Origin of the sequence: Rhodococcus sp. WB9 (assembly GCF_007558985.1) — a bacterium.
In the GTDB taxonomy this organism is placed as follows: domain Bacteria; phylum Actinomycetota; class Actinomycetes; order Mycobacteriales; family Mycobacteriaceae; genus Rhodococcus_F; species Rhodococcus_F opacus.
Window position 1 is genome coordinate 2,912,880 of sequence record NZ_CP041769.1, and the last position, 25,703, is coordinate 2,938,582.

A 25,703-nucleotide genomic window follows, 5' to 3' on the forward strand; every position below is an offset into this window, starting at 1 on the left:
ATCTTGTGTAGGGGTGAATGCGGGCAGTCCAGAGGGGGCCGCCGCACCGAGAACAGAAGGAGTCACAATGGCGGGAGTTGTTACCGATGTCGGCCAGATGGAGGTCGCGGCCAATCACGTGCAGACGGTGAACAGCCAGCTGCAGGGCACGATCAACAGCCTCAAGGGCCGTTGCGAGGAGTCGTCTTCGGCCTGGCAGGGTGGAGCCCAGGCGGCGTTCATGGAGCTGATGGCGCGGTACGGAGATGCAGCGCGCCGTATGCAGGACTCGCTGGACGAGATTGCGGTGAAGATCCGCGAGAACGGCAAAGGATACGACGCCGCCGAGCAGGCCAACCAGGACGCGATTCATGCGGCCGGAGCTTCGGGATCGCTCGACATCTGACGCCGGCGCCGACAACAATTACCACGCTCGAGGGGAGCACCGAATGTCTTCATTGAAGTACGGATTTGCCGAGTTGCAGGCGCTGGCGAGCGACATCAAGTCGAACGAGGCGAAGCTGCGCGAGACGCACGACGAGCTCCGGGGCTACGTCAACGGGCTCGTCGCGCAGTGGGAGAGCGGTGCGCGGGAGAACTACCAAGCTGTGCAGGCGAAGTGGGACAGCTCCCACGAGGATCTGCTCCAGGTTCTGCAGACGATCTCGAAGGTCGTCCAGGACGGCGCCGTCGACATGCAGACTGCGGAAGACCGGAACGCCACGGCGTGGCTCTGATCTTCGCGTGACACGTCGAGTGCCCCAGCAATCCACGGTTGCTGGGGCACTGTCTTCTCCGACGGTGGAGCGAGTGGATCAATCGGCGGGCGGTATCAGCCGGCTGAGGACGACGCTGCTCTTGGTCTGAAGGACGGCCGGCTCCGACCGCAGATTCTCCAGCGTGCGTTCGAGGTGTGCCGTGTCGGTGGTGCGGACGCGGAGGAGGGCGTTGGCATCGCCGGTGACGGTGTACGCCTCCTGAACCTCGGCGTGACGGGACACGATCCGTGCGATCTCGACGGCCGAGGTGCGACCGCTGCAGTACAACTCGACGAACACCTCGACGCCGTGGCCGAGAGCACGCGGATCGAGCGCCGCATGGAATCCGGTGATCACCCCGGACTCGACCAGTCGATCGACCCGACGCTTCACGGCGGGTGCGGACAGGCCGACCTCGGCGCCGATGGTGGCGAAGCTGGACCGTGCGTTGCGCTCCAGCCGCGCAACGATCCGCCGATCGAGCCCGTCCAGACGCAACGAATCATCCATGTGATGGAACGCTAGCGCATTGATCAGGCCTTTTGGTGGGTGGATACTGATTTCACCGACACCGATCGAGGGGGAGTGGAGATGGCGCCCACTGCTGGTATCGAGTCCGAGAACCCGTACGAGGAGACGACGGAGGTGCCGGGCGCCGCCGCCCGCGTTTCGCGGCAGGCTCACTCGCGGAGCTACCTGATGTGCCCGCCCACGTATTTCGACGTCGTCTATGCCATCAACGACTGGATGCGGCCCGAGGAGCCCGTGGACCGGGATCGTGCGATGTCGCAGTGGTCGGCGCTCGCAGACACGTACCGGCGACTCGGGCACGAGGTCCTCACGATCGACCCTGTCGAGGGGCTTCCGGACATGGTGTTCGTCACCGACAGCGGACTCGTCGTCGACGGGGTGGCGCTCGGCGCCCGCTACCGGTCCGCCGAGCGGCGGGCCGAGGCCGAACACGTGTTCCGGTGGTTCCGGGACAACAGGCTGATCAGACCCACCCTGCCGCGGTATGCCAACGAGGGGGAGGGCGACTTCCTCGTCGTCGGCGACGTGATCCTCGCCGGAACCGGATTTCGGTCCGACCCGCGGTCACACGCCGAGGCCTCGGCGCATCTCGGCCGCCCGGTGATCACGTTGAACCTGGTGAATCCCCGCTACTACCACCTCAACACCGCGTTGGGTGTGCTCGACGACTCGACCATCGCCTACCTGCCGGCGGCGTTCTCGCCGGACAGTCGCGCTCTGCTCGAGCAGATGTATCCCGACGCGGTGATCGCGGCCGAGACGGACACCGACTGGCTCGGACTGAACCTGGTCAGTGACGGTGCCAATGTGGTGCTACCCGTGCAGGCTTCGCACCTTGCCGACCAACTGTCCGCCCGCGGGTACGAGCCCGTGCCGGTCGACTATTCGGAGTTCCTCAAATCCGGTGGCGGAATCAAGTGCAGCACTTTGGAGCTCCGCGGATTCCGCGGATTCCGCGGGCTCCGGGTCGTGGAAGATCAGGGGTGACCAGCAATGTCGGACGGTGTCGTTTCCGTGTCGGATGCCACGCGTGAGCTGCTGAGCAGGGCCGACGAGCACAGCGCACACAACTACTCGCCGCTGCCGGTCGTGATCGAGACGGGCGCGGGCTCGTGGGTGAAGGGAATCGACGGCGTCGACTACCTGGACGTACTCGCCGGATACTCGGCTCTCAATTTCGGCCACGCCCACCCCACCCTCGTCCGGGTGGCACGCGAACAACTCGGCCGACTCACCCTGACCAGCCGCGCCTTCCAGCACGATCGGTTCGCGTCCTTCTGCGAGGACCTGAGCCGGCTGTGCCGGAAGGACGCCGTACTGCCGATGAACACGGGTGCCGAAGCCGTGGAGACCGCGCTGAAACTGGCCCGCAAATGGGGTTACGACGTCAAGGGGGTGCCACCGGGGCGTGCCGAGGTGATCACGTGCACCGGGAACTTCCACGGTCGCACCATCTCGATCGTCGGGTTCTCGTCCGATCCGGACGCGTACACCGGATTCGGTCCGTTCCCGCCGGGCTTCGCGTCCGTCGAATACGGGAACGCGGACGCGTTCGAGGCCGCGATCACCGAGAACACCGTGGCGGTGCTCCTCGAACCGATCCAGGGGGAGGCCGGAGTGCTGGTGCCACCGCCCGGTTACCTCACGGCGGTCCGGGACATCTGCACCCGTCGCGGGATCCTGATGATCGCCGACGAGATCCAGAGCGGGCTCGGGCGGACCGGCGACACGTTCGCGTGCGACCACGAGAACGTGACCCCCGACGTGTACGTCCTGGGCAAGGCGCTCGGGGGTGGCCTGATGCCGGTCTCCGCCGTCGTCGCCGACTGGCCGGTGATGGCGGTGATCGGCCCCGGGCAGCACGGGAGCACGTTCGGGGGCAACCCCCTCGCCTGCGCGGTCGGGAGCGCGGTCGTCGACCTGCTCGAGACCGGCGAATATCAGCAGCGAAGCCGTGAGCTGGGCGCCTACCTGCACAGCATGTTGTCGCAACTGCCCCCCGACCACGTGTCGGAGGTGCGTGGGCGCGGACTGTGGGCCGGTGTGCAGCTGGCCGACGGTATGCCGTCCGCCCGAACGATCTGTGAAAGACTCCTGGCGCGCAGGGTCCTCGCGAAGGACGCGCACGAAGGAACGATCCGCATCGCCCCGCCGCTGGTGATCGAACGGGACGAGCTGACGTGGGCGGTCGAACAGCTCGCCGATGCGCTCGCCGAGTGAGTTTTGACCCTGGGCCTCACCGACCGGTATTGTTCTCCGTTGGCGTGCCGTGCGCCGCTGCGTCCTCGTGTCGCAGTGGCTGGCGGTTCTCGGGTCTCAACTGGCCGCCGAGAATCGCTCGACGATACGCAATGGCCAGCAGCGGATTGAACAAGACGAGGAAGTTCTGTGTCTACGTACACCCCGAAGGCCGGAGATGTGACCCGCACGTGGCACGTCATCGACGCCACTGACGTGGTGCTCGGCCGCCTTGCCGTCCAGGCAGCCAACTTGCTGCGCGGCAAGCACAAGCCCACCTTTGCACCGCACGTTGACGGCGGCGACTTCGTCGTCATCATCAACGCCGAGAAGGTTGCCATCAGCGGCAACAAGCGTGAGGGCAAGTTCCTCTACCACCACTCCGGACACCCCGGTGGTCTGAAGTCCCGCTCCGTCGGTGAGGTTCTCGACAAGAACCCCGACCGCCTCGTGGAGAAGGCCATCGTCGGCATGCTCCCCAAGAACAAGCTGGGTCGCGCCATCAGCAGCAAGCTGAAGGTCTACGCGGGCCCGAACCACCCCCACGCCGCGCAGCAGCCGGTGCCATTCGAGATCAAGCAGGTGGCCCAGTGACGGCGCCGGAGGAGCAGAACGTGTCCAACCCCGAAGAGATCACCGAGGCTGTCGAGGTCGCGGCGGACGAGTACGTGTCCGTCGAGGAGCCCGAGGTCGCCGAAGACATCGAGGCCGCTGCTGCACCACAGGCCCCGATCGTGATCGATCGCCCCATCCAGACCGTCGGTCGTCGTAAGGAAGCGGTTGTCCGCGTCCGACTGACCCCCGGCTCGGGCGACTTCAAGCTCAACGGCCGCACCATCGAGGACTACTTCCCGAACAAGGTGCACCAGCAGCTGATCAAGGCTCCGCTGGTCACGGTCGAGCGTGCCGAGTCCTTCGACATCGTGGCACTGCTGCACGGTGGAGGACCGTCCGGACAGGCCGGCGCACTGCGTCTCGCCATCGCCCGCGCGCTCATCGAGGTCACCCCCGAGGACCGTCCGGCTCTCAAGAGCGCCGGCTTCCTCACGCGTGACGCCCGCGCCGTCGAGCGCAAGAAGTACGGCCTGAAGAAGGCCCGCAAGGCATCTCAGTACTCGAAGCGCTGATGTGTCGCCGAAGCCGCCCTCCGGGGTCGGCTTCGGCACCTGTTCTTCCCGAGAGCAGGCGTCCATCGTTACCGGACGCCTGCTCTCGTGCTTTATCCGAGATGTAGTGGGTTTCCTAGGTGCGAGGGGTCTGGTCTATGGGTCGATTGTTCGGGACGGATGGGGTTCGTGGTCTCGCGAATACCGAGCTGACCGCCGAGTTGGCGTTGCAGGTGGCCTCCGCCGCCGCGACGGTGCTGGCGTCGCCGGGTTCGGGTGGACGAAAGACGGCCGTAGTCGGCCGTGACCCGAGAGCCAGCGGTGAAATGCTCGAGGCGGCGGTCGTCGCAGGCCTGACGTCTGCCGGCGTCGACGTTCTGAACGTCGGGGTGCTGCCGACACCCGCGGTGGCCTACCTGACCGCGGAGCTGGACGCAGCTCTCGGTGTCATGATCTCCGCCTCGCACAATCCCATGCCCGACAACGGCATCAAGATCTTCGCGGCCGGCGGGCACAAACTCGACGACGAGGTGGAAGACCGCATCGAGGCCGTCGCCGCCGGAACAACGACACGGCGGGCGCCGACCGGCGCGGGGATCGGACGTGTTCGCACGGTGCCCGACGGCGCGGAACGGTATCTGCAGCACCTGGCCACCGCGCTCCCGAACAGCCTCGACGGGCTGACGGTGGTGGTGGACTGTGCGCACGGCGCGGCATCGGGCGTCGCTCCCGCCGCCTACCGGGCCGCCGGCGCCACCGTCGTCGCGATCAACGCCGAACCCGACGGACTCAACATCAACGAGAACTGCGGGTCGACGCACCTCGAGAGCCTGCAGAAGGCAGTCGTGCAGCACGGTGCCGATCTGGGGCTCGCGCACGACGGCGATGCGGATCGATGCCTCGCCGTCGACGCCGCCGGTTCCCTCATCGACGGTGACGCCATCATGACCGTCCTCGCTCTGGGCATGCGCGATGCCGGTGAACTGGTGGACAACACCCTCGTCGCGACAGTCATGAGCAATCTCGGTTTGCACATCGCGATGCGCGAGGCCGGGATCTCACTGGTCACCACTGCTGTCGGTGATCGCTACGTCCTCGAAGGGCTCCGGTCCGGCGGCTTCAGCCTGGGCGGCGAACAGTCCGGACACGTCGTGTTCCCCGCTTTCGGCACCACCGGCGACGGAGTGCTGACGGGACTGCGGCTGATGGGCCGGATGGCGGAGACCGGACAGCCGATCGCGGACCTGGCGGCGGCGATGACGACACTCCCGCAGGTTCTGGTCAACGTGAGGGTCGCCGACAAGCGCGCCGTCGCCGCGTCTCCGGTCGTGCTGGACGCGGTCCTGGCAGCCGAGCGCAGCCTGGGCGACAACGGCAGGGTACTGCTGCGACCGTCGGGCACCGAACAACTCGTACGCGTGATGGTCGAGGCTTCGGACATCGAAGTGGCCAGGAAGCTCGCCGACGAACTGGCGGGCACTGTCGCCTCCGTGTGAGCGGACACAGCGCACCGATCGGCCGGGGGAACCGATCGGTGCGCTGTCGCGTCTAATGCAGTAGGTCGCGAAGAGAGGGTGGGGCAATGAGCGATGGGCTCGAGGTGGACGTCGCGGTGGTGACGGACGCGGGCGCGGGACTGCTGCGGTCGGCGGAGGTCCTGAGACAGCAGGCCGCCGAGACCGCCCGGCTGGAATTCGGTGGGGCGCACGCGGGCCGCGACTACGCCGCGAAAGGTGACGCGGTGCATGACGCCCTCGGCATCGTCGGGGCCGCGCTCGGCCAGTGGGCCGCGGACGCGGAATCGTTCGGCCACGCGTTCCGGGCCGCTGCGGCGCGCTACTCGGGAACGGACGCGAACGTCACCGCCGACGTGAACGGGGTGCGGTGGTGACCACGGATCCGAGAACGCTGATCGACGACCCGAACCTGAGTCGCGAATACAAGGAGCAACTCCTCCAGGCCTGGGCCGCCTCCCGCGAGGAGGACGAGGCGTCGTGGCAGCCGTACTTCGACGAGTACGGGCTCGACAAGCGTGACCGGACTCCGTCCGCCGACCAGCGCTACGCCGCATTGTTGGAGCACGGCAGCGACGCCCAGACCGCGAACGCATCCCGGAACGCGCTGCGGGAGCACCTGGGCCCGAATGGTCTCAACGTTCCCGACGACATGCTCGATCTCGGCGCGCGGGGCCTCGAATTCTTCGAGTTGTTCCTCCCCGCGGCGAGAAAACTGGGATACGAGTCTCGCGAACTCACCGACTACTACGCGACGTTCGACGCCGAGCGGGGGATGCGATTGAACGTCCTCGCCCGCGACGTCGACACCCTCGGACGCAGTCTCGACACGGCCCGCACCGAACTCGACGAGAACGAGAGATGCGTCGCCGCAGTGCGAACCGGGTGGAGTGGAGTCGCCGCCGCGGCGGCGATCGACGCCGTCGACCGACAGAACATCCAGGCGGACGCCACCATTGGTCGGCTCCACGGACTCGCCGAAGTGCTGTTCGAGGCGAACCTCACGCTGAGCGCCGCGGTGACGAACAAGGCGTACAAGGTGGTGTCTCTGCACCAGCCGACGGTCGCGGGGTACAGCGCGGCCCAGATCGACGTTCTCGCCCAGATCTACGCCGACGGCAAGGACGGCGACAACTCCGCCGCGAAGGACTGCATGGAAGACGCGTCCTACTGGTTCCCCGGACTCGCCGACGACGACTACCGGCACGTCAACGGCCTGTACAAGGACGGGGGCGCTGGTGCGCTCCGCCGACTCGACCGTGACGACGTGGTGCGGCGGGCCGCCGGAATCGCCAAGGACTGGCTCGACGCGAACTTCCGCCACGTGTACGAGGAGAAGCAGCAGGAGTTCACCGCTGCGTGTGCGGACTGCGCCGAAGCGGTGCACGCCGCCTACGACGTCGTCATCGCCGAGGCGCGGTCGATCGAGGTGAAGCCCGGTTTTCGTCCCGAGGACACTCCCGATCCGGCACCCGCGCCGAGGGTGCCCGAGGTGCCACACGCCGACACCGTCCCCGCCGCTGCGCCGGCGCCGGCGCCGGCGCCCGCCCCGCACCTGCAGCGCCGACGGCGCCCGCCGCGGCCTGCAACGGGCGGACCGGCGTACGTCCCGCCTCGATCCGGTGGTGGGGACGCGGCCACCAGTCCGATGGCCGCGGCGCTACCGACAACTGCACCTCCGATGGCCGCGGCGCCGCCGACAACCGCACCGCCGGTGGTCGCCGTGCCTCCGACGACCGCACCGCCGGTGGTCGCCGTGCCTCCGACGACTACTGCCCCGGGCCTCGGGAGCATTCCCGGCCCGGGTGACCTGGTGCGTCCGGGTCTCGCAGGAGGTCTGGCGGATCTCGGTTCGATCCTTCGCCCGTTGATCGAGGACACCGTCTCGGCCCTCACCCACAGGGACGATGAGGAACAGAACACCGAGGACCTCGGCGACGAGCACGCCGATCCGCGGGAGGACGACGGTGAGTCGGCCGACGGCATCCCACACGACACGAGCCTCGAACTGAACCTCGACGGACAGTCGTGGACGCTCGCCGTCGATGCCGACGGTCAGGGGATTCATCTCGAGATGAGCGACGGACAGGGGGGGACGGCCAGGTTCGGAGTCGAGATCGGCCCGAACGGTCTGCCGCAGATCACAGCGGAAACCGCTGCCAGCGAAGGAGACGCCGGCTGCGCACCCGCCGCGCCGACCCCGGAATCGCAGGTCAGCGCTGGTGCCGAGGGCGCCCCGGACGCGGCAGCCGAGGAAGAGCCGACGCCCGGTGGGGCTGCCACGGACAACGTCCCGGCCCACGAGAACACACCTGCCCTTGCGCCGGCCGGAGACGCCGCAGCCGTCCCACAACCACAGGTGGTGCCAGTGCAGCAGGAGCCGGCTCCCGAGACACCCGTCGAGGTCCCGCCGCTACAGGAGCCGCGGTCCGCACCCGAACTGGCGACAGGTCCCGGGGCCGGATTCGACAGCGGCGCCGAGTTGGCCGAGGCCGGGCCGCTGTGAGCCACCGAGCCGCACAGTTGCGTGCACAACGGGCACAAATGCGAGCCGACCTGGAAATGTTCCGGGAGCGGATCGACGAGCGCAGAGCCAGAGACGAGGAAGCCGCGGCGAATCGGTCCGGCCGCGGCCGGACCGAGTCTGCAACGGCACCGCCTGCGGCTGCGCAACCGAGCACACTCGACGACGACGAGTTCTATCGGCCGCGCAGCTGGCTGGTGTGACCGGCGACGTCAGATGTGCGGGAGCACGCCCTCGAAGCCGGCGTCGGTGTGCTCCTCGTGCGGATCGACGAGCGTGGTGTGCGGAAGTTCGGCATCCGCCTTCGCGAACACCTCGTACTTCTTGTCCTCGGTGAGGTGATACAGCAGGAAGCCGGTGAGCAGCGCGCGCGTGATCTGCTGGGTCTTCCGCTCGGAACCGCCGATGCCGAGTGCGCCCAGGAGGCGGCGTCCTTCGGTGAGCCCCGACTCCTTCGCCCCGTTGACGGCGCGCAGGACGTGTTCCCCGCCCCATGCCTCGGCCAGCGCCTTGGCGTTGCTGTTCATGGTGTCGATGTCGGCACCGGCCACGATCAGACCCGGCGCTGTGATCTTGGACGCATACTTCTCGGCCTTCGGTGCGGTCGGCGCCGGGAACAGGGCGGCGACCGCCGACACGTCCCGCTGCGCGGCGGCGAGCACTGCCACACCCGCACCCATCCCGTGTCCTGCGAACGCGACGCGGTCGGGCTGCACGCTGATCTGGCCGGGACCGAGTCGCACGCCCACACAGATGTCGAGGGTGGCCCGGAGGTCGGTGGCGAGGCCCAGGTGAGAGGGCACGGGACCCCGCTCGCTGTTGGGGGCTGCCACGACGATTCCCCACGAAGCCAGATGCTCGAGCGTCTTCCGGTAGTGGTCGGCACCTGCCATCCAGCTGTGCGCGAACGCGACGGCGGGCAGGTTGAAGCCTGATTCGGGCGTGTATACGACGCCCGGCTGTCCGGCGAGTGCGAGGTCACCCCGCAGCACGCGGTGCGGTCCTCGCTTGGATAGTTCACGGGCCAGGGTCTTCGGTTTCGGCGCCACGGGGAGAACGTTATCCGATTCTCGGGCCGGCGAGAGAGCCGATGCGGCACACACTCCGACTTCGCCGCGTCGCCCGGTCCAAGTACCCTGATGAACCATGTGCGGAATCGTGGGATACGTCGGCCACCGGCAGGCTCTGACTGTTGTGGTGGAGGCCTTGCGGCGAATGGAATACCGCGGATACGACTCTGCCGGCATCGCCGTGCTCGACGGACACGGCGGCATGGCGGTCGAGCGGAAGGCGGGTCGTCTCGCGAATCTCGAGGCCGAACTCGACGAGGTCGGAGCCGAGCACTTCACCGGGAGCACCGGGATCGGTCACACACGGTGGGCCACGCACGGCAGGCCGACCGACCGCAACGCGCACCCGCATCGTGACACGGGCAACACGGTTGCCGTCGTGCACAACGGCATCATCGAGAACTTCGCCCCGCTGCGGGCCGAACTCGAGCACGACGGAGTCGACTTCACCAGCGACACCGACACCGAGGTCGCGGTGCACCTGGTCGCCCGCGCCTACGCCTCGGGCGAGACGGCCGGTGACTTCGTCGCGAGCGCGCTGAGCGTGCTGCGCAGGCTCGAGGGCGCGTTCACGCTCGTCTTCACGCACTCGGACCACCCGGACACCATCGTCGCGGCGCGCCGCTCGACGCCCCTCGTCATCGGTGTCGGCGAGGGAGAGACGTTCCTCGGGTCCGATGTCGCGGCGTTCATCGAGCACACCCGTGACGCGGTCGAGCTGGGGCAGGACCAGGTCGTGGTGATCACCGCGGACGGGTACTCGATTCTGAACTTCGACGGATCCGAGGCGCAGGGCCGCCCGTTCCGCATCGATTGGGATCTCGCCGCGGCCGAGAAGGGCGGCCACGACTACTTCATGCTCAAGGAGATCGAGGAGCAGCCGGCCGCCGTCGCGGACACCCTGCTCGGTCACTTCCAGGACGGGAAGATCGTTCTCGACGAGCAGCGACTGTCGGATCAGGAGCTGCGCGACGTCGACAAGGTCTTCGTCGTCGCCTGCGGCAGCGCCTACCACTCGGGGCTGCTCGCGAAATACGCCATCGAGCACTGGACCCGCCTGCCCGTGGAGGTCGAGCTCGCCAGCGAATTCCGCTACCGCGACCCGGTTCTCGACCGGTCGACGCTGGTCGTGGCCATCTCGCAGTCCGGTGAGACGGCCGACACCCTCGAGGCCGTGCGCCACGCCAAGGACCAGAAGGCGCGGGTGCTGGCGGTGTGTAACACGAACGGCGCCCAGATTCCGCGCGAGGCCGACGCCGTCCTCTACACCCGGGCAGGTCCGGAGATCGGTGTCGCGTCGACCAAGGCGTTCCTCGCGCAGGTCACGGCGAACTACCTGGTCGGCCTGGCCCTCGCCCAGGCCCGCGGCACCAAGTACCCGGACGAGGTCGCACGCGAGTACGCCGACCTCGAGGCGATGCCCAACCTGGTGAGCCGGGTGCTCGAGACGGTCGAGCCGGTGCGGGCGCTGGCGCGGGAGCTGGCGTCCTCGTCGACGGTGCTGTTCCTCGGCCGCCACGTGGGCTACCCCGTGGCGCTCGAGGGTGCGCTCAAGCTCAAGGAGCTGGCATACATGCACGCCGAGGGCTTCGCGGCCGGCGAGCTCAAGCACGGGCCGATCGCGCTGATCGAGGACGGGCTGCCGGTGATCATCGTCATGCCGTCCCCGAAGGGGCGCGCGGTGCTGCACTCGAAGCTGCTGAGCAACATCCGGGAGATCCAGGCCCGCGGGGCGCGGACCGTCGTGATCGCGGAGGAGGGCGACGAGGCCGTGCGCCCGTTCGCCGACCACCTGATCGAGATCCCGGCGGCACCGACGCTGCTGCAGCCGCTGCTGTCGACGGTGCCGTTGCAGGTGTTCGCGGCGGAGGTCGCGCAGACACGGGGTTACGACGTCGACAAGCCGCGTAACCTCGCCAAGTCCGTCACCGTCGAATAGCGGCGACCGTAGGGGCGTGGCAGGGCCGCGCCCCTACGGGGTGACCACGACGGTGCCCGTCATCTCGGGGTGCAGCGAACACGTGTATTCGTAGGTCCCCGGTTCGGTGAACGTGTACGTAAAGGTGCCGGTCTGCATCAACCGGCTTCGCAGCACACTCTTCGCGGCGCCGACACCCACCACGTCGTGGGTGACGCCCCGGTCGTCGAAGTTCCAGGTGACGGTGTCTCCGGCCGTGACGGTGAGCGTCGCCGGCGCATACGCCATGTTCGCGACCTGCACGACGGGTCCGGTCGGCGCCTCGGGCGCCGCGCTGTCCGGCGAACCACATCCGGCCACGACGCCCGCCATCGAAATGCTTGCGGCGAGAGCCACTCCGGCGATCCACGAGCTTCCACGTCCACGCATGACGTCGAGCGTAGTCTGACCCGGTACCGACCCTTCTCGACGAGGAGTTCCCATGCGGGGCTACTACACCGCTGACGAGGTTCGAGCCGCGGAGGCGCCGTTGCTGGCGTCTCTTCCCGACGGCGCGCTGATGCGACGCGCAGCGCATGGGCTCGCCACGGTGGTGGCGGCGGAGCTGCGGGCGCGGACCGGGGGCATCGCCGGTCGAACGATCACGGTGCTGGTGGGGTCCGGGGACAACGGCGGGGACGCGCTGTGGGCGGCGTCGATGCTGCGCAAGCGCGGTGCCGCGGCCACCGCGGTGCTGCTGAAACCGGAGAAGGCGCACGCGGCCGGGCTGGCGGCGTTCACCGCGGCCGGCGGCCGGGTGGCCGCCCCGTCGGACGAGCTGGGCCTGCCCGATCTGGTGATCGACGGAATCGTCGGAATCTCCGGCAGGGGGCCGCTGCGACCCGATGCTGCGGCGCTGGTCGACCGGATCGAGGCTGCTCCGATCGTGTCGGCGGACCTGCCGAGCGGTGTGGACCCGGACACGGGAGCGGTCGACGGCCCCGCCGTGAGCGCCGCCGTCACCGTCGCATTCGGCGCCCTCAAACCGGTCCACGCGCTCGGTGCAGCGCACTGCGGCCGGGTCGAGCTCGTGGGCATCGGACTGTCGCTCGCCGCTGCCGGGATCACTGCCCTCGACGCCGCCGACGTGGGTGCCGCGTGGCCGGTGCCGGGAGCCGGCGACGACAAGTACTCGCAGGGCGTGGTGGGGGTGGTCGCGGGCAGCGACGGCTACCCGGGCGCCGGTGTGCTGTGCACGGGCGCCGCGGTCACGGCCACGTCCGGGCTCGTCCGCTACGCCGGGCCGTGCACGAACGAAGTGCTCGCGCACTCGCCGGAGGTGATCGCGACCGCCGATCTCGCGAAGGCGGGACGCGTCCAGTCGTGGGTGGTCGGGCCGGGCATGGGAACCGACGACGCCGCCCGTCGCACGCTGCGGACGGTGCTCGGGTCCGATGTGCCCGTGCTCGTCGACGCGGACGGTCTGACCCTGCTCGCCGAGGATCCGGACCTGGTGCGTTCGCGGACCGCAGCGACACTGCTGACCCCGCACGCCGGGGAGTTCGCCCGGCTGACGGGGACGGATACGGGTCCGGACCGGGTGGCGTCGGCACGCGCTCTCGCGGCCGACTGGAATGTTCACCTGCTGCTCAAGGGGCGTGCCACCGTGATCGCGGAACCCGGGGGCCGCATCTTCGTCAACGAGGCGGGCGGATCGTGGTCCGCCACCGCGGGTGCGGGGGACGTGCTCGCCGGGATCATCGGCTCGCTCATGGCGGCGGGCATCACCCCGGCGCGGGCCGCCGCGGTGGGTGCGCGAGCTCACTCGCTGGCCGCGAACCTGGCTGCCCGTGGCGGTGGCGCGGACCTCTCCGCAGGGCGCGGAACAGCACCGATCTCCGCCGGGACGCTGCTCGCACACCTCAGGGAGTCGATCAGAGTCCTCCGTGCGGGGGTGTCACCCGGAGAAATGCCGGCCTCCTCGTGAATGGCAGGATCGAACATATGACGCTTGCTGAAGCAGTACCGGCCGACGACCACGGACACAGCGAACCCGCAGCGCCCGCGCAGGCCGCGCCGGCACCGCAGGCCGAGGCCGTGGTCGATCTGGACGCGATTGCCCACAACGTCCGCATCCTGCGCGACAGCGCCCGGGACGCGGCGATGATGGCCGTCGTGAAGGCGGACGGCTACAACCACGGCGCGGTGCCCGTGGCACGCGCAGCGCTGGCCGCCGGAGCGTCGGAACTGGGCGTGACGACGGTGGCGGAGGCGCTGACTCTGCGCCGCGCGGGCATCGACGCACCCGTCCTCGCGTGGCTGCACACCGTCGACGCCGATTTCGCCCCCGCGATCGCGGCCGGTGTCGAACTCGGCGTGTCCTCGCCCCGCCACCTCGCCGCGGTGGTCGCTGCCGCCCGGCGCGTCGGCACCCCGGCGATCGTCACGATCAAGGTCGACACCGGACTGAACCGCAACGGGGTGGCACCCGACGAGCTGGCGCAGGTCCTCGTCGATCTGGCGCGCGCACAGGCCGAGGGCTCGGTGCGGCTGCGCGGCATCTTCTCGCATCTCGCCCACGCCGACGAGCCGCACCACGCCTGGATCGATTCCCAGCGCGACCGACTGGTCAGCGCGATCGCGGATGCCAAGCGTCAGGGATTGGTCCCCGAAGTGGTGCACCTGTCCAATTCCGCGGCCACCCTGACCCGTCCCGACCTGCGGTTTGACATGGTTCGCCCGGGAATCGCGATATATGGGTTGTCGCCTGTACCCGAACTCGGTCAGTTCGGGTTGCGCCCGGCGATGACACTGCGATCGAGGGTGGCTCTGGTGAAGAAGGTGGCGGCAGGTGAAGGCGTGTCCTACGGGCACCAGTGGGTGGCCCCACGGGATACGACGGTGGCGCTGCTGCCGTTCGGGTACGCCGACGGGCTCCCGCGCTCGCTCAGTGGCCGTTTCGAGGTCCAGCTGGGCGCGGAACGACGGCCGGGGATCGGGCGGGTGTGCATGGACCAGGTGGTCGTGGATCTCGGGCCGGACGGCGGGGGAGTCCGGGAGGGGGACACCGCGGTGTTCTTCGGCAACGGAGACCTCGGCGAGCCCATCGCGCAGGCGTGGGCCGACGAACTCGACACCATCCACTACGAGGTGGTGACGGGGGTACGCGGACGCACGGTGCGCAGTTACGTCGGCGGAACGGGTACGTAGGACATGGGTGTGTCGAAGCGTCTGGGGCTCGTCGGCGGCGTGCTGAGCGCGCTGGCGCTCGGTTCGGTCGCCGGGGCCAACGCGCTGCGCAGCGCGACCCGGCCGGGCCGCGAGATCTATCGTGACGAGGACTTCACGCTGATGTCGCGGGACCGGCGCAGCGTCGTGGTCACCGAGGACGGCGTCGCGCTCGCGGTCCGCGAGGCCGGTCCCGAGGACGCGCCCGTGACGGCGGTGTTCGTGCACGGCTACTGCCTGGACATGACGTCGTGGCATTTCCAGCGCCGCCAGCTCGCCGAGCGGTGGGGCGACGACGTGCGGATGGTGTTCTACGACCAACGCGGGCACGGCGATTCGGGTGTGCCGTCCACGGCGAGCTGCACCATCGCTCAGCTGGGCGCCGATCTCGCGACCGTGATCGCAGCGAAGGCCCCCACCGGACCGGTTGTGCTCGTGGGGCATTCGATGGGCGGGATGACGGTGCTCGCCTTCGCCGGGCAGCGACCCGAACTGGTGGCGTCGCGGGTGGTCGGTGTGGGCCTGGTTGCCACGGCCGCTGCGGGTCTCAGCGAGACCGGATTGACGCGGAACCTGCAGAACCCGGTCATCGACGGCTTCCGGCTGGCCGTCCGGACGTCGCCCGAACTCGTCCAGCACGCGCGCGGCGCGGCTCGCGTGCTGATCACCCCGATCCTGCGGGCAGCGTCATACGGCACGGATGTGAGCCCGCGGCTGCACAGGTTCTCCGACTCCATGCTGGACCGGACGTCGGTGGTCACCGTCGTGAACTTTCTGCGCACACTCGAATTGCACGACGAGTCCGCCTCACTCGAGGCGATCGAGCACATCCCGTCCGTCGTGGTGTGCGGCGACAGCGACATGATCATCCCGTTCGGCAGTTCCCGGAAACTGGCGGCGGACCTATTGGAGTCCGAACTGGTGCGGGTGCGCGGTGCCGGCCATCTGGTGCAGCTCGAGTTCCCGTCCGTGGTATCGGACGCCGTCGACCGGGTGCTGCATCGTGGCCTGGCGACGTACGAATCGCGTGAGCAGTCCGATGTCGGCTGAAGAGGGAGTGTTGCCCGTGAGCGGGACCGTGGTGTTGCCGACGGCGGAGGACACCGAGCAGTTCGGGCGGGACCTCGCCCGGGGACTTGTCGCCGGTGATCTCGTGGTCCTCGACGGACCCCTCGGTGCGGGGAAGACCGCGCTGACGAAGGGAATCGGAGCGGGGCTCGGCGTGCAGGGGCGAGTGACTTCGCCCACATTCGTGATCGCGCGGGAGCACCGGGCGGGCACGCGACCCGACGGGGGCGCGCCGGTCGGAATGGTGCACGTGGACGCGTACCGACTGGGCGGAAGCGGCCCGCACGCGCTGGACGAACTCGACGCGCTCGACCTCGACACCGACCTGGCTGCAGCGGTTGTCGTCGTCGAATGGGGCGAGGGCATTGCCGAGCAGCTGGCCGATCGTCACCTGCGGGTACGCCTGCGCCGGGAACCGGAGACGGACGTCCGCACCGCCCACTGGGAGTGGATTTCCTGACGGGGTCGGGTGTCGGGAGCGGTTCTGACGTGCGAGTACCCTCAGTTACCGTGCTTGTTCTCGCCATCGACACGTCCACGCCTGCCGTGACCGCCGGAGTCGTCCGGGTTTCGGCCGATTCCGCATCGGTGGAGGCGGTGGACACCCTCGCGGTGCGCGTGACGGTCAACCCGCGCGCCCACGCGGAAGTGCTCACCCCGCACATCCTCGAGTGCCTCACCGAGTCGGGTCACGTCGCCGCGGACCTCGACGCGGTGGTGGTCGGCGCCGGACCGGGGCCGTTCACGGGACTGCGCGTGGGGATGGCCACCGCCGCCGCGTTCGCCGACGCCCTCGGTATTCCGGCCCACGGTGTGTGCAGCCTCGACGCCATCGCCGCACAGGTGGACGGTGACCGGAATCTGCTGGTCGTCACGGACGCACGCCGACGTGAGGTGTACTGGGCGCGCTACTCGGCAGGGGTGCGGGTGGAAGGCCCCGCCGTGGTGAAGCCGCGCGAGCTCGAGCCGATGCCGTCCGAGGTAGTGGCGGGATCGCCGTCACACGTCGACTTCTTCGATCTGCCGGTCGAACCCGTGGAAACACCGTCGCCCGCAGGGCTGGTCGCGGTGGCCGCGGATGCCCTGTTCAGCGGTGCGGCACCGGCGGCGCTCGTACCGCTCTACCTGCGGCGCCCGGACGCGGTCGAACTGGCGGACCGGAAGAAATGACATTCCGCATCGAACCGATGGCGGCCACGGATGCCGACCGGTGCGCGGAGCTCGAAACACTCCTCTTCACCGGTGACGGGCCCTGGAGCGCCGGCGCATTCAGGGCGGAACTCGCCGCACCGCACGTGCACTACACCGTGGCGCGGGACGACACCGGCCACGTCGTCGGGTACGCCGGAATCGCTCTGCTGGGCAACGGTTCGCATCCCGAATCCGAGATACACACCATCGGAACGGACCCGGCGTGTCAGCGCCGGGGGATCGGCGGGGCCCTCCTCGACGAACTCCTGCGCGTCGCGGACGCGCGGGGTGGCCCGGTGTTTCTCGAAGTGCGCACCGACAACGACGCGGCGATCGCCCTGTACAGACGTGAAGGATTCGAGATCGTGGGAACCCGTAAGAAGTACTACCAACCGAGCGGTGCGGACGCCTTCACGATGCGTCGCCCCGGATCGGGTGAGGAGCCGGTGCAATGATCGTCATGGGGATCGAAAGCTCTTGTGACGAGACCGGAGTCGGCATCGTCCGGTGGAACGGTGACGGAACGTGCGAACTCCTCGCGGACGAGGTCGCATCCAGCGTCGAAGAGCATGCCCGGTACGGCGGGGTGGTGCCGGAGGTCGCGTCCCGCGCGCACCTCGAGGCGATCGTCCCGACGATGCGGCGGGCCCTCGCCGCGGCCGGCATCGCCAAGCCGGACGCTCTCGCCGTCACCATCGGACCCGGTCTGGCCGGCGCCCTGCTCGTCGGTGTCGCGGCCGCGAAAGCCTATGCGGCGGCCTGGGACGTCCCGTTCTACGCGGTGAACCACCTCGGCGGCCACGTCTCGGTCGACACCCTCGAACACGGACCGATGCCACCGTGCGTGGCGCTGCTCGTGTCCGGTGGGCACACCCACCTCCTGCACGTCGAGGATCTCGCGAAGCCCATCGTCGAACTCGGCACCACCGTGGACGACGCGGCCGGCGAAGCCTTCGACAAGGTGGCCCGCCTCCTCGGCCTCGGATTCCCCGGTGGCCCGGCCCTCGACGCCGCGGCGCAGGTCGGCGACCGAGACGCCATTCCCTTCCCGCGCGGGATGACCGGGCCCCGGGACGCCCGGCACGACTTCTCGTTCTCCGGGCTGAAGACGGCTGTCGCACGGTACGTGGAGTCCAAGGAGCGGGCAGGGGAGGCGTGTTCGGTGCCGGATATCGCCGCGAGTTTCCAGGAAGCCGTGGCGGACGTGCTGACGATGAAAGCGGTGCGCGCGGCCCGCGACGTCGGCGTGGACACACTCGTTCTCGGGGGCGGCGCCACGGCCAACTCGCGCATCCGCGCACTCGCCGAGGAACGCTGCGCCGAAGCCGGACTTACCCTGCGGGTGCCGAAACCGCGCCTGTGCACCGACAACGGGGTGATGATCGCCTCGCTCGGCGCGCATCTGATCGCCGGCGGCGCCGCGCCGTCCCTGCTGACCGTGGCCAGCGACCCAGGACTGTCGGTGGCGACCAGTCAGGTGTTCAGCTGACCGGAATCGTGACGGTCTGCGTGGCCGGGGGAGTGAGCGTCTCGCCGCGCTGAGCACCACTCGGTTGCGCCGCATCGGGACTCGGAGCAACCGTGCCCGGGGCCGGGATCATCGGGAAGAGCCCTTCGGGCGCCGCGGGGGCAGTGGATTCCGCGGGCGCGGCGGGCGTCTCGGTGGGCGGCGGTGCTACTTCCGGTACGTCGGGTGCGGGCGTACCCGGGCGCGGTTCGTTCGGCGTGGATTCTCCCGGAACCTGCGGCCACAGCGGCGGAATCGCGGGCCATTCGATGTGCGGCCACGACGGCTGCGACGGGTTCGTTCCGGGCAGGGTCGGACGCGGGGGAGCCGTGGGTGTCGGCACCGGGGTGGTGGTGCGCGGTGTCGTGGTCTCGCTCGTCGAATCGGGCGTCTGCTCAGGGGACCGGTCCGTCTGCGGTTCGGAGGTGGGCGGGGCAACCTGATTCGGGTAGTACGCCGATGTCGGCGTCGGATCGTACGACGGAATCCGCGTCGCGGGCGGTTCGTCCGATGTCGTGGTCGTGACCTGCTCGGTGGTCTGGAACATGTCCGTCCCCGCGGGGGAGACGTTGGGGTCGGGTGCGGGTGCGAGTTCCTTCACGCCGTAGCCGAGAACGAGCCCTCCGACCACGAGGGCGCCGACGAGTGCCCCCGACACCTTGGCGGCCGAACCGGGACGGGTCGACTCGGTGGCCGGGTAGTCGCGGATGGCGGAGGAGACGGCGAGCAACGCCGCACCTTTCGCGGTCGCCGTGTCGGGTTCGGGCACAGCGATGACCCGTGCGGTGAACGCGTCGGCGACGGCGGCGGTGATCGCGGGTATGTTCGCGCCGCCACCGACCAGGGCCAGGGCGTCCGGTCGACGCGGGGCGTCGGCGACGGTGGCACGGATGAACTCCACCGCGACCCGGACGGTCGGTGCGGCGATCTCGTCGAACCTGGTGCGGCTGATCTCGACCGGGCGGATGCCGTGCAGGTCGATGTCGACGTGCGCATTCGGCTCCGAGGACAACTGCTCCTTGGCGACGCGGCACCGCGCCGAGAGCAGGTCGCGGTCCAGGTGCCGCAGGGGATGCGGGGTGGCGAGGCTGCCGACGACGTGGTGGAAGACGAGGTCGTCGATTCCGGTGCCGCTCACGCGGCTCGTGCGGTCGGCGTGCAGGACGGTGCCGTCGACCTGGTCGACGACGGCGACGGACAGTCCGGACTCGCCGAAGTCGACGATCGCGACCGTGGCATGCTGGGCGACCTCGCCGGTGTGCCGAAGATAGGTGAGGGTGGCGGCGGTCTCGGGCACGAGATGCACGCGGTGCCGCTGCCTGCTGACGGCGCTGCGGATCGAATGCGCCTGCTCCGCCGTCCGGTACGCGACAGCGAACGCGTCGGGTGTGGTGGGGTCGGCGGGAACCTGGGTGGTCATCAGCGAGATGGAGGAACGGACCAGGTCGCCGAGGTCGGTGTGCGCCTGATCGGCGGACAGGTAACGGAACTCGACGTTCTGTGTACCGTTGGAGGCGGTGGTGACGAGGGCGGACCCGACACCGGCCGCACCGGTCGACATCCCCAAGGACATACCCATCTCACACACCCCCTCACGTTTTCGACGCGTGACCTGCTGTCTCTGTCGGAACGCCCTGCTCAGCGGGGAATCCCTGCCCGTTGAATCGGCGACTGTTATCTGAACGTTACAGAAAACAAACGGATTTCGCTCCCGACTTTCGGCCGTGGAAGACGAGGATGGCGCTCGATATCCGGTCTCACCTGCACAGTTGTCCAAAGGAATCTGATGCGACGCGCCAGCAATTTTCGCAACCTCACGAGACGTGAGCGCCGACGGCTTTTGCTGCGTGCAGTTCTGCGCCCGCTGGTCACCGTCTTCCTGTGCACGGTGGTCTACTTCGCCCTGCCGTGGACGTCGCTCGGGGAAGTGTCCGCCCTGTTCTTCCTGGCGGGCGGCTTGCTCGTGGTCGCGCTCGTCGCGGGCTGGCAGATCTGGCGGATCGTCAGGTCCGACGTACCGGCGCTCCAGGCGATCGAGGCGCTGGCCCTGATCCTGCCGCTCTACCTGCTCGGGTTCTCGGCAGGATATTGCCTGATGTCCGAAAGTGATTCGGGTTACTTCACCGAGCCCCTCACGCGGATGGGTGCGTTGTACTTCTCGCTCACCGTCTTCTCGACCGTCGGGTTCGGCGACATCGCCGCGACGACCGATCCGTCGCGAGCCGTCGTGAGTGTGCAGATCATCGGAAATCTGATCCTTCTCGGCGTCGGCATCCGCGCGGTCGTCGCGGCCGTCGGCTGGGCCCGCAGGCGCCGGGTCTAGCGACCCGACCCCAGTACCAGTTCGACGTTCCGGTCGGGTGTCCCGCCGAGCAGGTCGGGGTCCGCGTGAATGTCGTTGAACGACAACTCCCGGTACAGCGACGCCAACCCGAGGGGTGAGAGATCGGTGTGGTCGATGGAGTAGGGGCTGTCGGCCTCGAACAGCGTCGTGAGCAGCGACACGGTTCCGTCGACGTTGTCGACCACCTCGATGATCCGTCCGTGCTGGGGGAAGTCGATGTGCGAGGCCGTGTTGATCTCCCAGAACGACTGCTCCGGAGTCGATCCGGGCCACGGTGTGATCCGGTTCTCGTGGGTGTGCCCGTTGACCCAGGCGAGGACGTTCGGGAATCGGTGCAGCAGATCCACCAGTCGCGAACCTCGGATCCGGGGTTCCGCCGGGGCGGAGGGGTCGGGGACGACGTTGTCCATGCTGCCGCTGGTGTGGTGACTGAACAGGACGAACCAGGTGTCGTTGCGTACCTGGGACACCGGGTTGCCCGCCGTGTCGAAGTACCGGCTGCTGCCCGCCACCAGGGTGTCCTCGATCCACCGGAACTGCGCAGCACCGAGCGAGCCGTCGACGAACCCCGCCCGGTTGGTGGAATCCATGCTGATGCCGACCACGCCGGGTGCGATCTCGAACGAGAAGTAGCCGATCCCGGTCTCGCCGGCATCCGGTGCGAAGCCGTGACCGACCGGTCCGGGGCCGGTGTTGGCCGGGTCCAGGTGTGCGGCGATGAACTGGCGGGGAGTGAACGGCGCGCGTGCGGGGTCGGGTGTGACGACCCGCGCGGGGGTCGTGATCGCGGACAGGGCGGCGGGAATGGCGCCGGGATCGAACCTGGTGGCGATGTCGACCGTCTTCGCCTCTTCCGGCGATCCCGGGACCTCGAACTTCAGCGAACCGGTGTACATGGCTTCGAGCGGTGGGATGCCGCTCGGGACGGTGCCCTGCACCGAGTTGTCGTGATTGCCGAAGACGCAATACCAGGGGGTGCGGAGGCCGGGGCTCGTGACGGGAGAGATCGCCGCGCCGAGCAGGCCGGGTATCTCGGGGAACCCGGCCTTCTTGTACATGTCCTGGATGGACGACTCCGGGTTCCAGTACAGATCGGCGCCCGAGTTCTGCACGCCTTCGTAGCGGTCGGGTGCGCCCGTGTTGGGGACGATGGTGCCGCCGTTGAGTGCGGTGAGGAACCAGCCGAGTTCGGCGAATTCGTTGTTGTCGGTGTTGTCGCCGGTGCTCACGACCGCGTCGAACGGGCGCTGGGTATGCGGGCCGGATGCGAGCGCGTTGACCCGTGCGACGAGGGCGACGAGACCCTGGGCGGTGAGTGTCTCGTGCGGGCGGAACGCGGACCCCGTGAAGGGGTGCACGTATTCGAAACGCATCGGGGACTGGGCGTCGACCAGGTGGACGTCCGTGAGCTGGACGAGGGAGGCGAGGGCGGTGCGCCGGTCCTCGCGCCCGCTGCGGGCCTCGGCGAGTTCCGTGCGAACGATGGTCGGCCACCCCGGTCCCGCGCCGAGCCTGCGGTATCCGGAGTCGCCGAGGGGGACGGCCACCGCTTCGAGGGTGGTGCCGGCCCCGGACGTGGGAAGCGGCGCCGCGCCCGCGTACTGCAACCCCCACGGGCGTGCTTCGAATCCCACTGCCCCGATCGCCCCGAGTCCGGCAAATGTCAGGAATTTACGCCGAGTGATGTCAGACACCAGAGGAACCTTAGGTGACGACCCGTGAGACAGGCCGATATTCGGCTCGGCGCGGTCTACCACCCCCTTCTCCTTGAGCGTTGGCACTCTCACGTATAGAGTGCCAAGTGGCGCCGATCGAGCTCCGGCACCCGCGACGACGGGGCTGTGTGAAGTGCCGTAAACGGAACACTCAAACAGGAGTCCGGAGAAGTCTCCGGATCCGCATACCCCAAAGTGGAGGGCTCATCGTGGCGAGCGTCAACATCAAGCCGCTCGAGGACAAGATCCTCGTCCAGGCCAACGAGGCTGAGACGACGACTGCCTCCGGCCTGGTCATTCCCGACACGGCCAAGGAGAAGCCCCAGGAGGGCACCGTCGTCGCAGTCGGCGAAGGCCGCGTCAACGAGCAGGGCAACCGCATCCCGGTCGACGTCAAGGAGGGTGACACGGTCATCTACTCCAAGTACGGCGGAACCGAGATCAAGTACGCCGGCCAGGAGTACCTGATCCTGTCGGCACGCGACGTGCTGGCTGTCGTCTCCAAGTAAGCCATACGTGATCCGCCCCGGAGTCCCCACAGGATCCCGGGGCGGAGTGCGTTCACGCGCGTAACCCTGAGATCCAGGAGAAGACAGAACACATGTCCAAGCAGATTGAGTTCAACGAGGTCGCACGCCGGTCTCTCGAGCGTGGAGTCGACAAGCTTGCCGACGCGGTCAAGGTGACCTTGGGTCCGCGTGGCCGCCACGTAGTGCTGGCGAAGGCCTTCGGCGGCCCGACCGTCACCAACGACGGTGTCAGCATCGCCCGGGAAATCGAGCTCGAGGACCCGTTCGAGAACCTTGGCGCGCAGCTCGTCAAGAGCGTCGCCACCAAGACCAACGACGTCGCCGGCGACGGCACCACCACCGCCACCGTGCTGGCTCAGGCCATCGTGCGGGGCGGTTTGAAGAACATCGCCGCGGGTGCGAACCCGATGGCACTCGGCATCGGCATCAACGCCGCGGCCGACAAGGTCGTCGAAGCACTGCTCGCCGCCGCGAAGCCGGTCGAGGGCAAGACGTCCATCGCCCAGGTCGCGACCGTGTCCTCGCGTGACGAGGAGATCGGCGAAATGGTCGGCGAGGCGCTCACCCGCGTCGGCACCGACGGCGTCGTGACGGTCGAGGAATCCTCGACCCTGGCGACCGAGCTCGTGATCACCGAGGGCGTCCAGTTCGACAAGGGCTACCTGTCGCCGTACTTCGTCACGGACCTCGATGCACAGAAGGCCGTGTACGAGGACGCGCTCGTGTTGCTGTACCGCGAGAAGATCACGTCCCTGCCCGACTTCCTGCCGCTGCTGGAGAAGGTTGCCGAGAGCGGCAAGCCCCTCCTCATCATCGCGGAGGACGTCGAGGGCGAGGTTCTCTCGACGCTCGTGGTCAACTCCATCCGGAAGACCATCAAGGCCGTCGCCGTCAAGGCGCCGTTCTTCGGTGACCGCCGGAAGGCGTTCCTCGACGACCTCGCCGTCGTCACCGGTGGCACGGTCATCAACTCCGACGTCGGCCTCACGCTGAAGGACGCCGGCCTGGACCTGCTCGGCAGCGCACGCCGCGTCGTGGTCAGCAAGGACGAGACCACGATCGTCGACGGCGCCGGAACCGACGACGACATCAAGGGTCGCGTCGCGCAGCTGCGCCGCGAAATCGAGAACACCGACTCCGACTGGGATCGCGAGAAGCTCGAAGAGCGTCTGGCGAAGCTGGCCGGTGGCGTCGCCGTCATCAAGGTCGGCGCGGCCACGGAGACGGACCTCAAGGAGCGCAAGTTCCGCGTCGAGGACGCCGTCAACGCCGCGAAGGCTGCTGTCGCCGAGGGCATCGTCCCCGGTGGCGGTTCCGCACTCGTCCAGGCGAGCACCGAGCTGGCCGATAACCTCGGTCTGACCGGTGACGAGGCCACGGGCGTCAAGGTCGTGCGCGAAGCACTGCAGGCGCCGCTGTTCTGGATCGCCAGCAATGCCGGTCTCGACGGTTCAGTCGTCACCAGCAAGGTTGCCGAGCAGCCCAAGGGCCACGGTTTCAACGCCGCGACCCTGACCTACGGCGACCTGCTCGCCGACGGTGTCGTCGACCCCGTGAAGGTCACCCGCTCCGCGGTCGTCAACGCGGCCTCGGTCGCGCGGATGATCCTCACCACGGAGAGCGCCGTGGTCGAGAAGCCTGCGGAAGAGGACGAGCAGCAGACCGGTCACGGGCACAGCCACTAGGCTCTGGCGTCGCGACCGATCGGGCTCCGATCGTTCGAGAGAAGACACCCCCGTGCGGATCACCGCGCGGGGGTTTCTTCTGCCTGCAGGCGCCGGATCAGCTCAGTTGCAGCACCGCGAACGGTTCCGACGTCGGCTGGGGAGATCCTCCGGGCGGTTCGACGGTGACGGCCAGCTTCGACATCGACCCCACGTCGTCGAGGACGACCGTCGTGGTCGGTTGCATCTCTCCGGGAGAGATGGTTCCCGCGGGCACGGGGGCGTCCCCGGATGCGGGCATCAACCACAGCTGGTACACGGTGTCGGCGCTGGGCGGGGCGACACCGTCCAGCACGAACACCACGGCGTCCTGTGACTTCGAGTAGTTGGCGGTCGCGGACCCGCCGGCGGCAATCGCGCTCGTCGACGAGTGCACGTCGGAGGCGTCGAGAACCTGCTCCGCCACAGTCGGCGACGGACCTTCCGTGAGCTGCCGGACGATCACCGTACCGCCGGCGAGCACCCCGACTGCCGCGGCAGCGGCGACGGCGATCTGCCAGCGACGCCGGCGGGAGCGGCGTTCGGTCAGCGACGTCGGCCCGGCGGCGGAGTGCCGGACTTCGTAGAGGACTCGAGTCCGCACCCGGGGCGGGGGTTCTACGGCTCCCACCGCGCTCACCACCGCGAAAGCTTCCCGGATCCGCCGGACCTCGTCGGTGAAGGTGGAGCGGGTGTCCTCGTCGGCGGTGGCGAGATCGGTGTCGAGTTCGCGGCGCTCCCTGTCGTCGAGCGCGTCGAGTGCGTACGGGTACGCCATGCCCACGAGTTCGTCGTTCATG

At 68.8% G+C, this 25,703-nt stretch carries 27 protein-coding genes; 21 read left to right on the forward strand and 6 right to left on the reverse strand.

The features are described 5' to 3' along the window. Positions 1–67 precede the first annotated feature (67 nt). On the forward strand, positions 68–385 hold the full coding sequence (locus FND50_RS13350; RefSeq protein ID WP_144286073.1) for a WXG100 family type VII secretion target: 318 nt from the start codon (positions 68–70) through the stop codon (positions 383–385). Positions 386–428: 43 nt separating this feature from the next. Continuing rightward, the gene (locus FND50_RS13355) at positions 429–716 is read left to right on the forward strand and encodes a WXG100 family type VII secretion target (protein WP_005253873.1); all 288 of its coding nucleotides are present in this window, start codon (positions 429–431) and stop codon (positions 714–716) included. A 78-nt stretch (positions 717–794) separates the two neighbouring features. Here FND50_RS13355 and FND50_RS13360 read toward each other — a convergent pair whose 3' ends face one another. Beyond that, entirely contained in the window at positions 795–1,247 is a 453-nt protein-coding gene (locus tag FND50_RS13360; protein ID WP_005253874.1) for an Lrp/AsnC family transcriptional regulator, read from the reverse strand. An 81-nt stretch (positions 1,248–1,328) separates the two neighbouring features. Between FND50_RS13360 and ddaH the strand changes: the two genes are divergently transcribed. From ddaH to FND50_RS13400, 8 genes are all read left to right on the forward strand, one after another. Continuing rightward, on the forward strand, positions 1,329–2,255 hold the full coding sequence (ddaH, locus tag FND50_RS13365; RefSeq protein WP_144286074.1) for a dimethylargininase: 927 nt from the start codon (positions 1,329–1,331) through the stop codon (positions 2,253–2,255). Positions 2,256–2,261: 6 nt separating this feature from the next. Beyond that, entirely contained in the window at positions 2,262–3,488 is a 1,227-nt protein-coding gene (rocD, locus tag FND50_RS13370) for an ornithine--oxo-acid transaminase (protein WP_144286075.1), read from the forward strand. A gap of 168 nt (positions 3,489–3,656) precedes the next feature. Beyond that, positions 3,657–4,100, forward strand: coding sequence for a 50S ribosomal protein L13 (rplM, locus tag FND50_RS13375; protein ID WP_005239728.1), 444 nt, complete (start codon positions 3,657–3,659; stop codon positions 4,098–4,100). After that, on the forward strand, positions 4,097–4,633 hold the full coding sequence (gene rpsI / locus FND50_RS13380) for a 30S ribosomal protein S9 (protein WP_005239729.1): 537 nt from the start codon (positions 4,097–4,099) through the stop codon (positions 4,631–4,633). The genes rplM and rpsI overlap by 4 nt, the downstream gene beginning before the upstream one ends. Positions 4,634–4,770: 137 nt before the next feature. Next, entirely contained in the window at positions 4,771–6,108 is a 1,338-nt protein-coding gene (gene glmM, locus FND50_RS13385) for a phosphoglucosamine mutase (RefSeq protein WP_144286076.1), read from the forward strand. A gap of 86 nt (positions 6,109–6,194) precedes the next feature. Further along, entirely contained in the window at positions 6,195–6,503 is a 309-nt protein-coding gene (locus FND50_RS13390) for a type VII secretion target (protein WP_144286077.1), read from the forward strand. Beyond that, positions 6,500–8,632, forward strand: a complete 2,133-nt coding sequence (locus FND50_RS13395; protein WP_313905317.1) for a hypothetical protein — start codon at positions 6,500–6,502, stop codon at positions 8,630–8,632. The genes FND50_RS13390 and FND50_RS13395 overlap by 4 nt, the downstream gene beginning before the upstream one ends. 38 nt (positions 8,633–8,670) lie before the next feature. Beyond that, positions 8,671–8,853: a hypothetical protein gene (locus tag FND50_RS13400; RefSeq protein WP_144286079.1), complete on the forward strand. Its 183-nt coding sequence runs from the start codon at positions 8,671–8,673 to the stop codon at positions 8,851–8,853. A gap of 9 nt (positions 8,854–8,862) precedes the next feature. Here FND50_RS13400 and FND50_RS13405 read toward each other — a convergent pair whose 3' ends face one another. Beyond that, entirely contained in the window at positions 8,863–9,699 is an 837-nt protein-coding gene (locus FND50_RS13405; RefSeq protein ID WP_039953024.1) for a dienelactone hydrolase family protein, read from the reverse strand. Between the two features lie 97 nt (positions 9,700–9,796). Between FND50_RS13405 and glmS the strand changes: the two genes are divergently transcribed. Continuing rightward, positions 9,797–11,659, forward strand: coding sequence for a glutamine--fructose-6-phosphate transaminase (isomerizing) (gene glmS, locus FND50_RS13410; RefSeq protein WP_144286080.1), 1,863 nt, complete (start codon positions 9,797–9,799; stop codon positions 11,657–11,659). A gap of 33 nt (positions 11,660–11,692) precedes the next feature. Here the strand turns inward: glmS and FND50_RS13415 are convergent, their stop codons facing one another. Continuing rightward, positions 11,693–12,121: a cupredoxin domain-containing protein gene (locus FND50_RS13415; RefSeq protein WP_144286081.1), complete on the reverse strand. Its 429-nt coding sequence runs from the start codon at positions 12,119–12,121 to the stop codon at positions 11,693–11,695. Between FND50_RS13415 and FND50_RS13420 the strand changes: the two genes are divergently transcribed. The 7 genes from FND50_RS13420 to tsaD are packed head-to-tail and all read left to right on the forward strand — an operon-like array spanning position 12,120 to position 18,593. Further along, positions 12,120–13,604 (forward strand): NAD(P)H-hydrate dehydratase, encoded by a 1,485-nt coding sequence (locus tag FND50_RS13420; protein ID WP_144286082.1) that lies wholly within the window; start codon positions 12,120–12,122, stop codon positions 13,602–13,604. The genes FND50_RS13415 and FND50_RS13420 overlap by 2 nt on opposite strands. A gap of 17 nt (positions 13,605–13,621) precedes the next feature. After that, the gene (gene alr / locus FND50_RS13425; protein WP_144286083.1) at positions 13,622–14,827 is read left to right on the forward strand and encodes an alanine racemase; all 1,206 of its coding nucleotides are present in this window, start codon (positions 13,622–13,624) and stop codon (positions 14,825–14,827) included. A gap of 3 nt (positions 14,828–14,830) precedes the next feature. Continuing rightward, complete coding sequence (locus tag FND50_RS13430) at positions 14,831–15,895, forward strand: alpha/beta fold hydrolase (RefSeq protein ID WP_144286084.1); 1,065 nt, start codon at positions 14,831–14,833, stop codon at positions 15,893–15,895. Further along, on the forward strand, positions 15,885–16,373 hold the full coding sequence (gene tsaE / locus FND50_RS13435) for a tRNA (adenosine(37)-N6)-threonylcarbamoyltransferase complex ATPase subunit type 1 TsaE (RefSeq protein WP_005239749.1): 489 nt from the start codon (positions 15,885–15,887) through the stop codon (positions 16,371–16,373). Before FND50_RS13430 ends, tsaE begins: the two co-directional genes overlap by 11 nt. A gap of 50 nt (positions 16,374–16,423) precedes the next feature. Next, positions 16,424–17,083, forward strand: coding sequence for a tRNA (adenosine(37)-N6)-threonylcarbamoyltransferase complex dimerization subunit type 1 TsaB (tsaB, locus tag FND50_RS13440; protein WP_037244766.1), 660 nt, complete (start codon positions 16,424–16,426; stop codon positions 17,081–17,083). Continuing rightward, positions 17,080–17,559 carry a ribosomal protein S18-alanine N-acetyltransferase gene (rimI, locus tag FND50_RS13445; RefSeq protein ID WP_144286085.1) on the forward strand — a complete coding sequence of 160 codons (480 nt, stop codon included), beginning with the start codon at positions 17,080–17,082 and terminating at the stop codon, positions 17,557–17,559. The genes tsaB and rimI overlap by 4 nt, the downstream gene beginning before the upstream one ends. Beyond that, the gene (tsaD, locus tag FND50_RS13450) at positions 17,556–18,593 is read left to right on the forward strand and encodes a tRNA (adenosine(37)-N6)-threonylcarbamoyltransferase complex transferase subunit TsaD (RefSeq protein ID WP_007301251.1); all 1,038 of its coding nucleotides are present in this window, start codon (positions 17,556–17,558) and stop codon (positions 18,591–18,593) included. The genes rimI and tsaD overlap by 4 nt, the downstream gene beginning before the upstream one ends. Here the strand turns inward: tsaD and FND50_RS13455 are convergent. Then, positions 18,586–20,190 carry an Hsp70 family protein gene (locus tag FND50_RS13455; RefSeq protein ID WP_144286086.1) on the reverse strand — a complete coding sequence of 535 codons (1,605 nt, stop codon included), beginning with the start codon at positions 20,188–20,190 and terminating at the stop codon, positions 18,586–18,588. The two genes, tsaD and FND50_RS13455, sit on opposite strands and share 8 nt — an antisense overlap. A 207-nt stretch (positions 20,191–20,397) precedes the next feature. Here FND50_RS13455 and FND50_RS13460 point away from each other — a divergent pair, with 207 nt between their 5' ends. Continuing rightward, positions 20,398–20,934, forward strand: coding sequence for a potassium channel family protein (locus tag FND50_RS13460; RefSeq protein ID WP_144286087.1), 537 nt, complete (start codon positions 20,398–20,400; stop codon positions 20,932–20,934). Here the strand turns inward: FND50_RS13460 and FND50_RS13465 are convergent. After that, a complete protein-coding gene (locus tag FND50_RS13465) occupies positions 20,931–22,649 on the reverse strand; it encodes a TIGR03767 family metallophosphoesterase (protein ID WP_144286088.1) in 1,719 nt (572 codons plus the stop codon). The two genes, FND50_RS13460 and FND50_RS13465, sit on opposite strands and share 4 nt — an antisense overlap. Positions 22,650–22,879: 230 nt before the next feature. On the opposite strand from FND50_RS13465, the gene groES reads away from it, so the two are divergent. Then, positions 22,880–23,179: a co-chaperone GroES gene (gene groES, locus FND50_RS13470; RefSeq protein WP_003940763.1), complete on the forward strand. Its 300-nt coding sequence runs from the start codon at positions 22,880–22,882 to the stop codon at positions 23,177–23,179. Between the two features lie 92 nt (positions 23,180–23,271). Further along, positions 23,272–24,885, forward strand: coding sequence for a chaperonin GroEL (groL, locus tag FND50_RS13475; protein ID WP_005253893.1), 1,614 nt, complete (start codon positions 23,272–23,274; stop codon positions 24,883–24,885). 97 nt (positions 24,886–24,982) lie between these two features. Here the strand turns inward: groL and FND50_RS13480 are convergent, their stop codons facing one another. Further along, positions 24,983–25,702, reverse strand: coding sequence for an anti-sigma factor domain-containing protein (locus FND50_RS13480; protein ID WP_144286089.1), 720 nt, complete (start codon positions 25,700–25,702; stop codon positions 24,983–24,985). Position 25,703 lies beyond the last annotated feature (1 nt).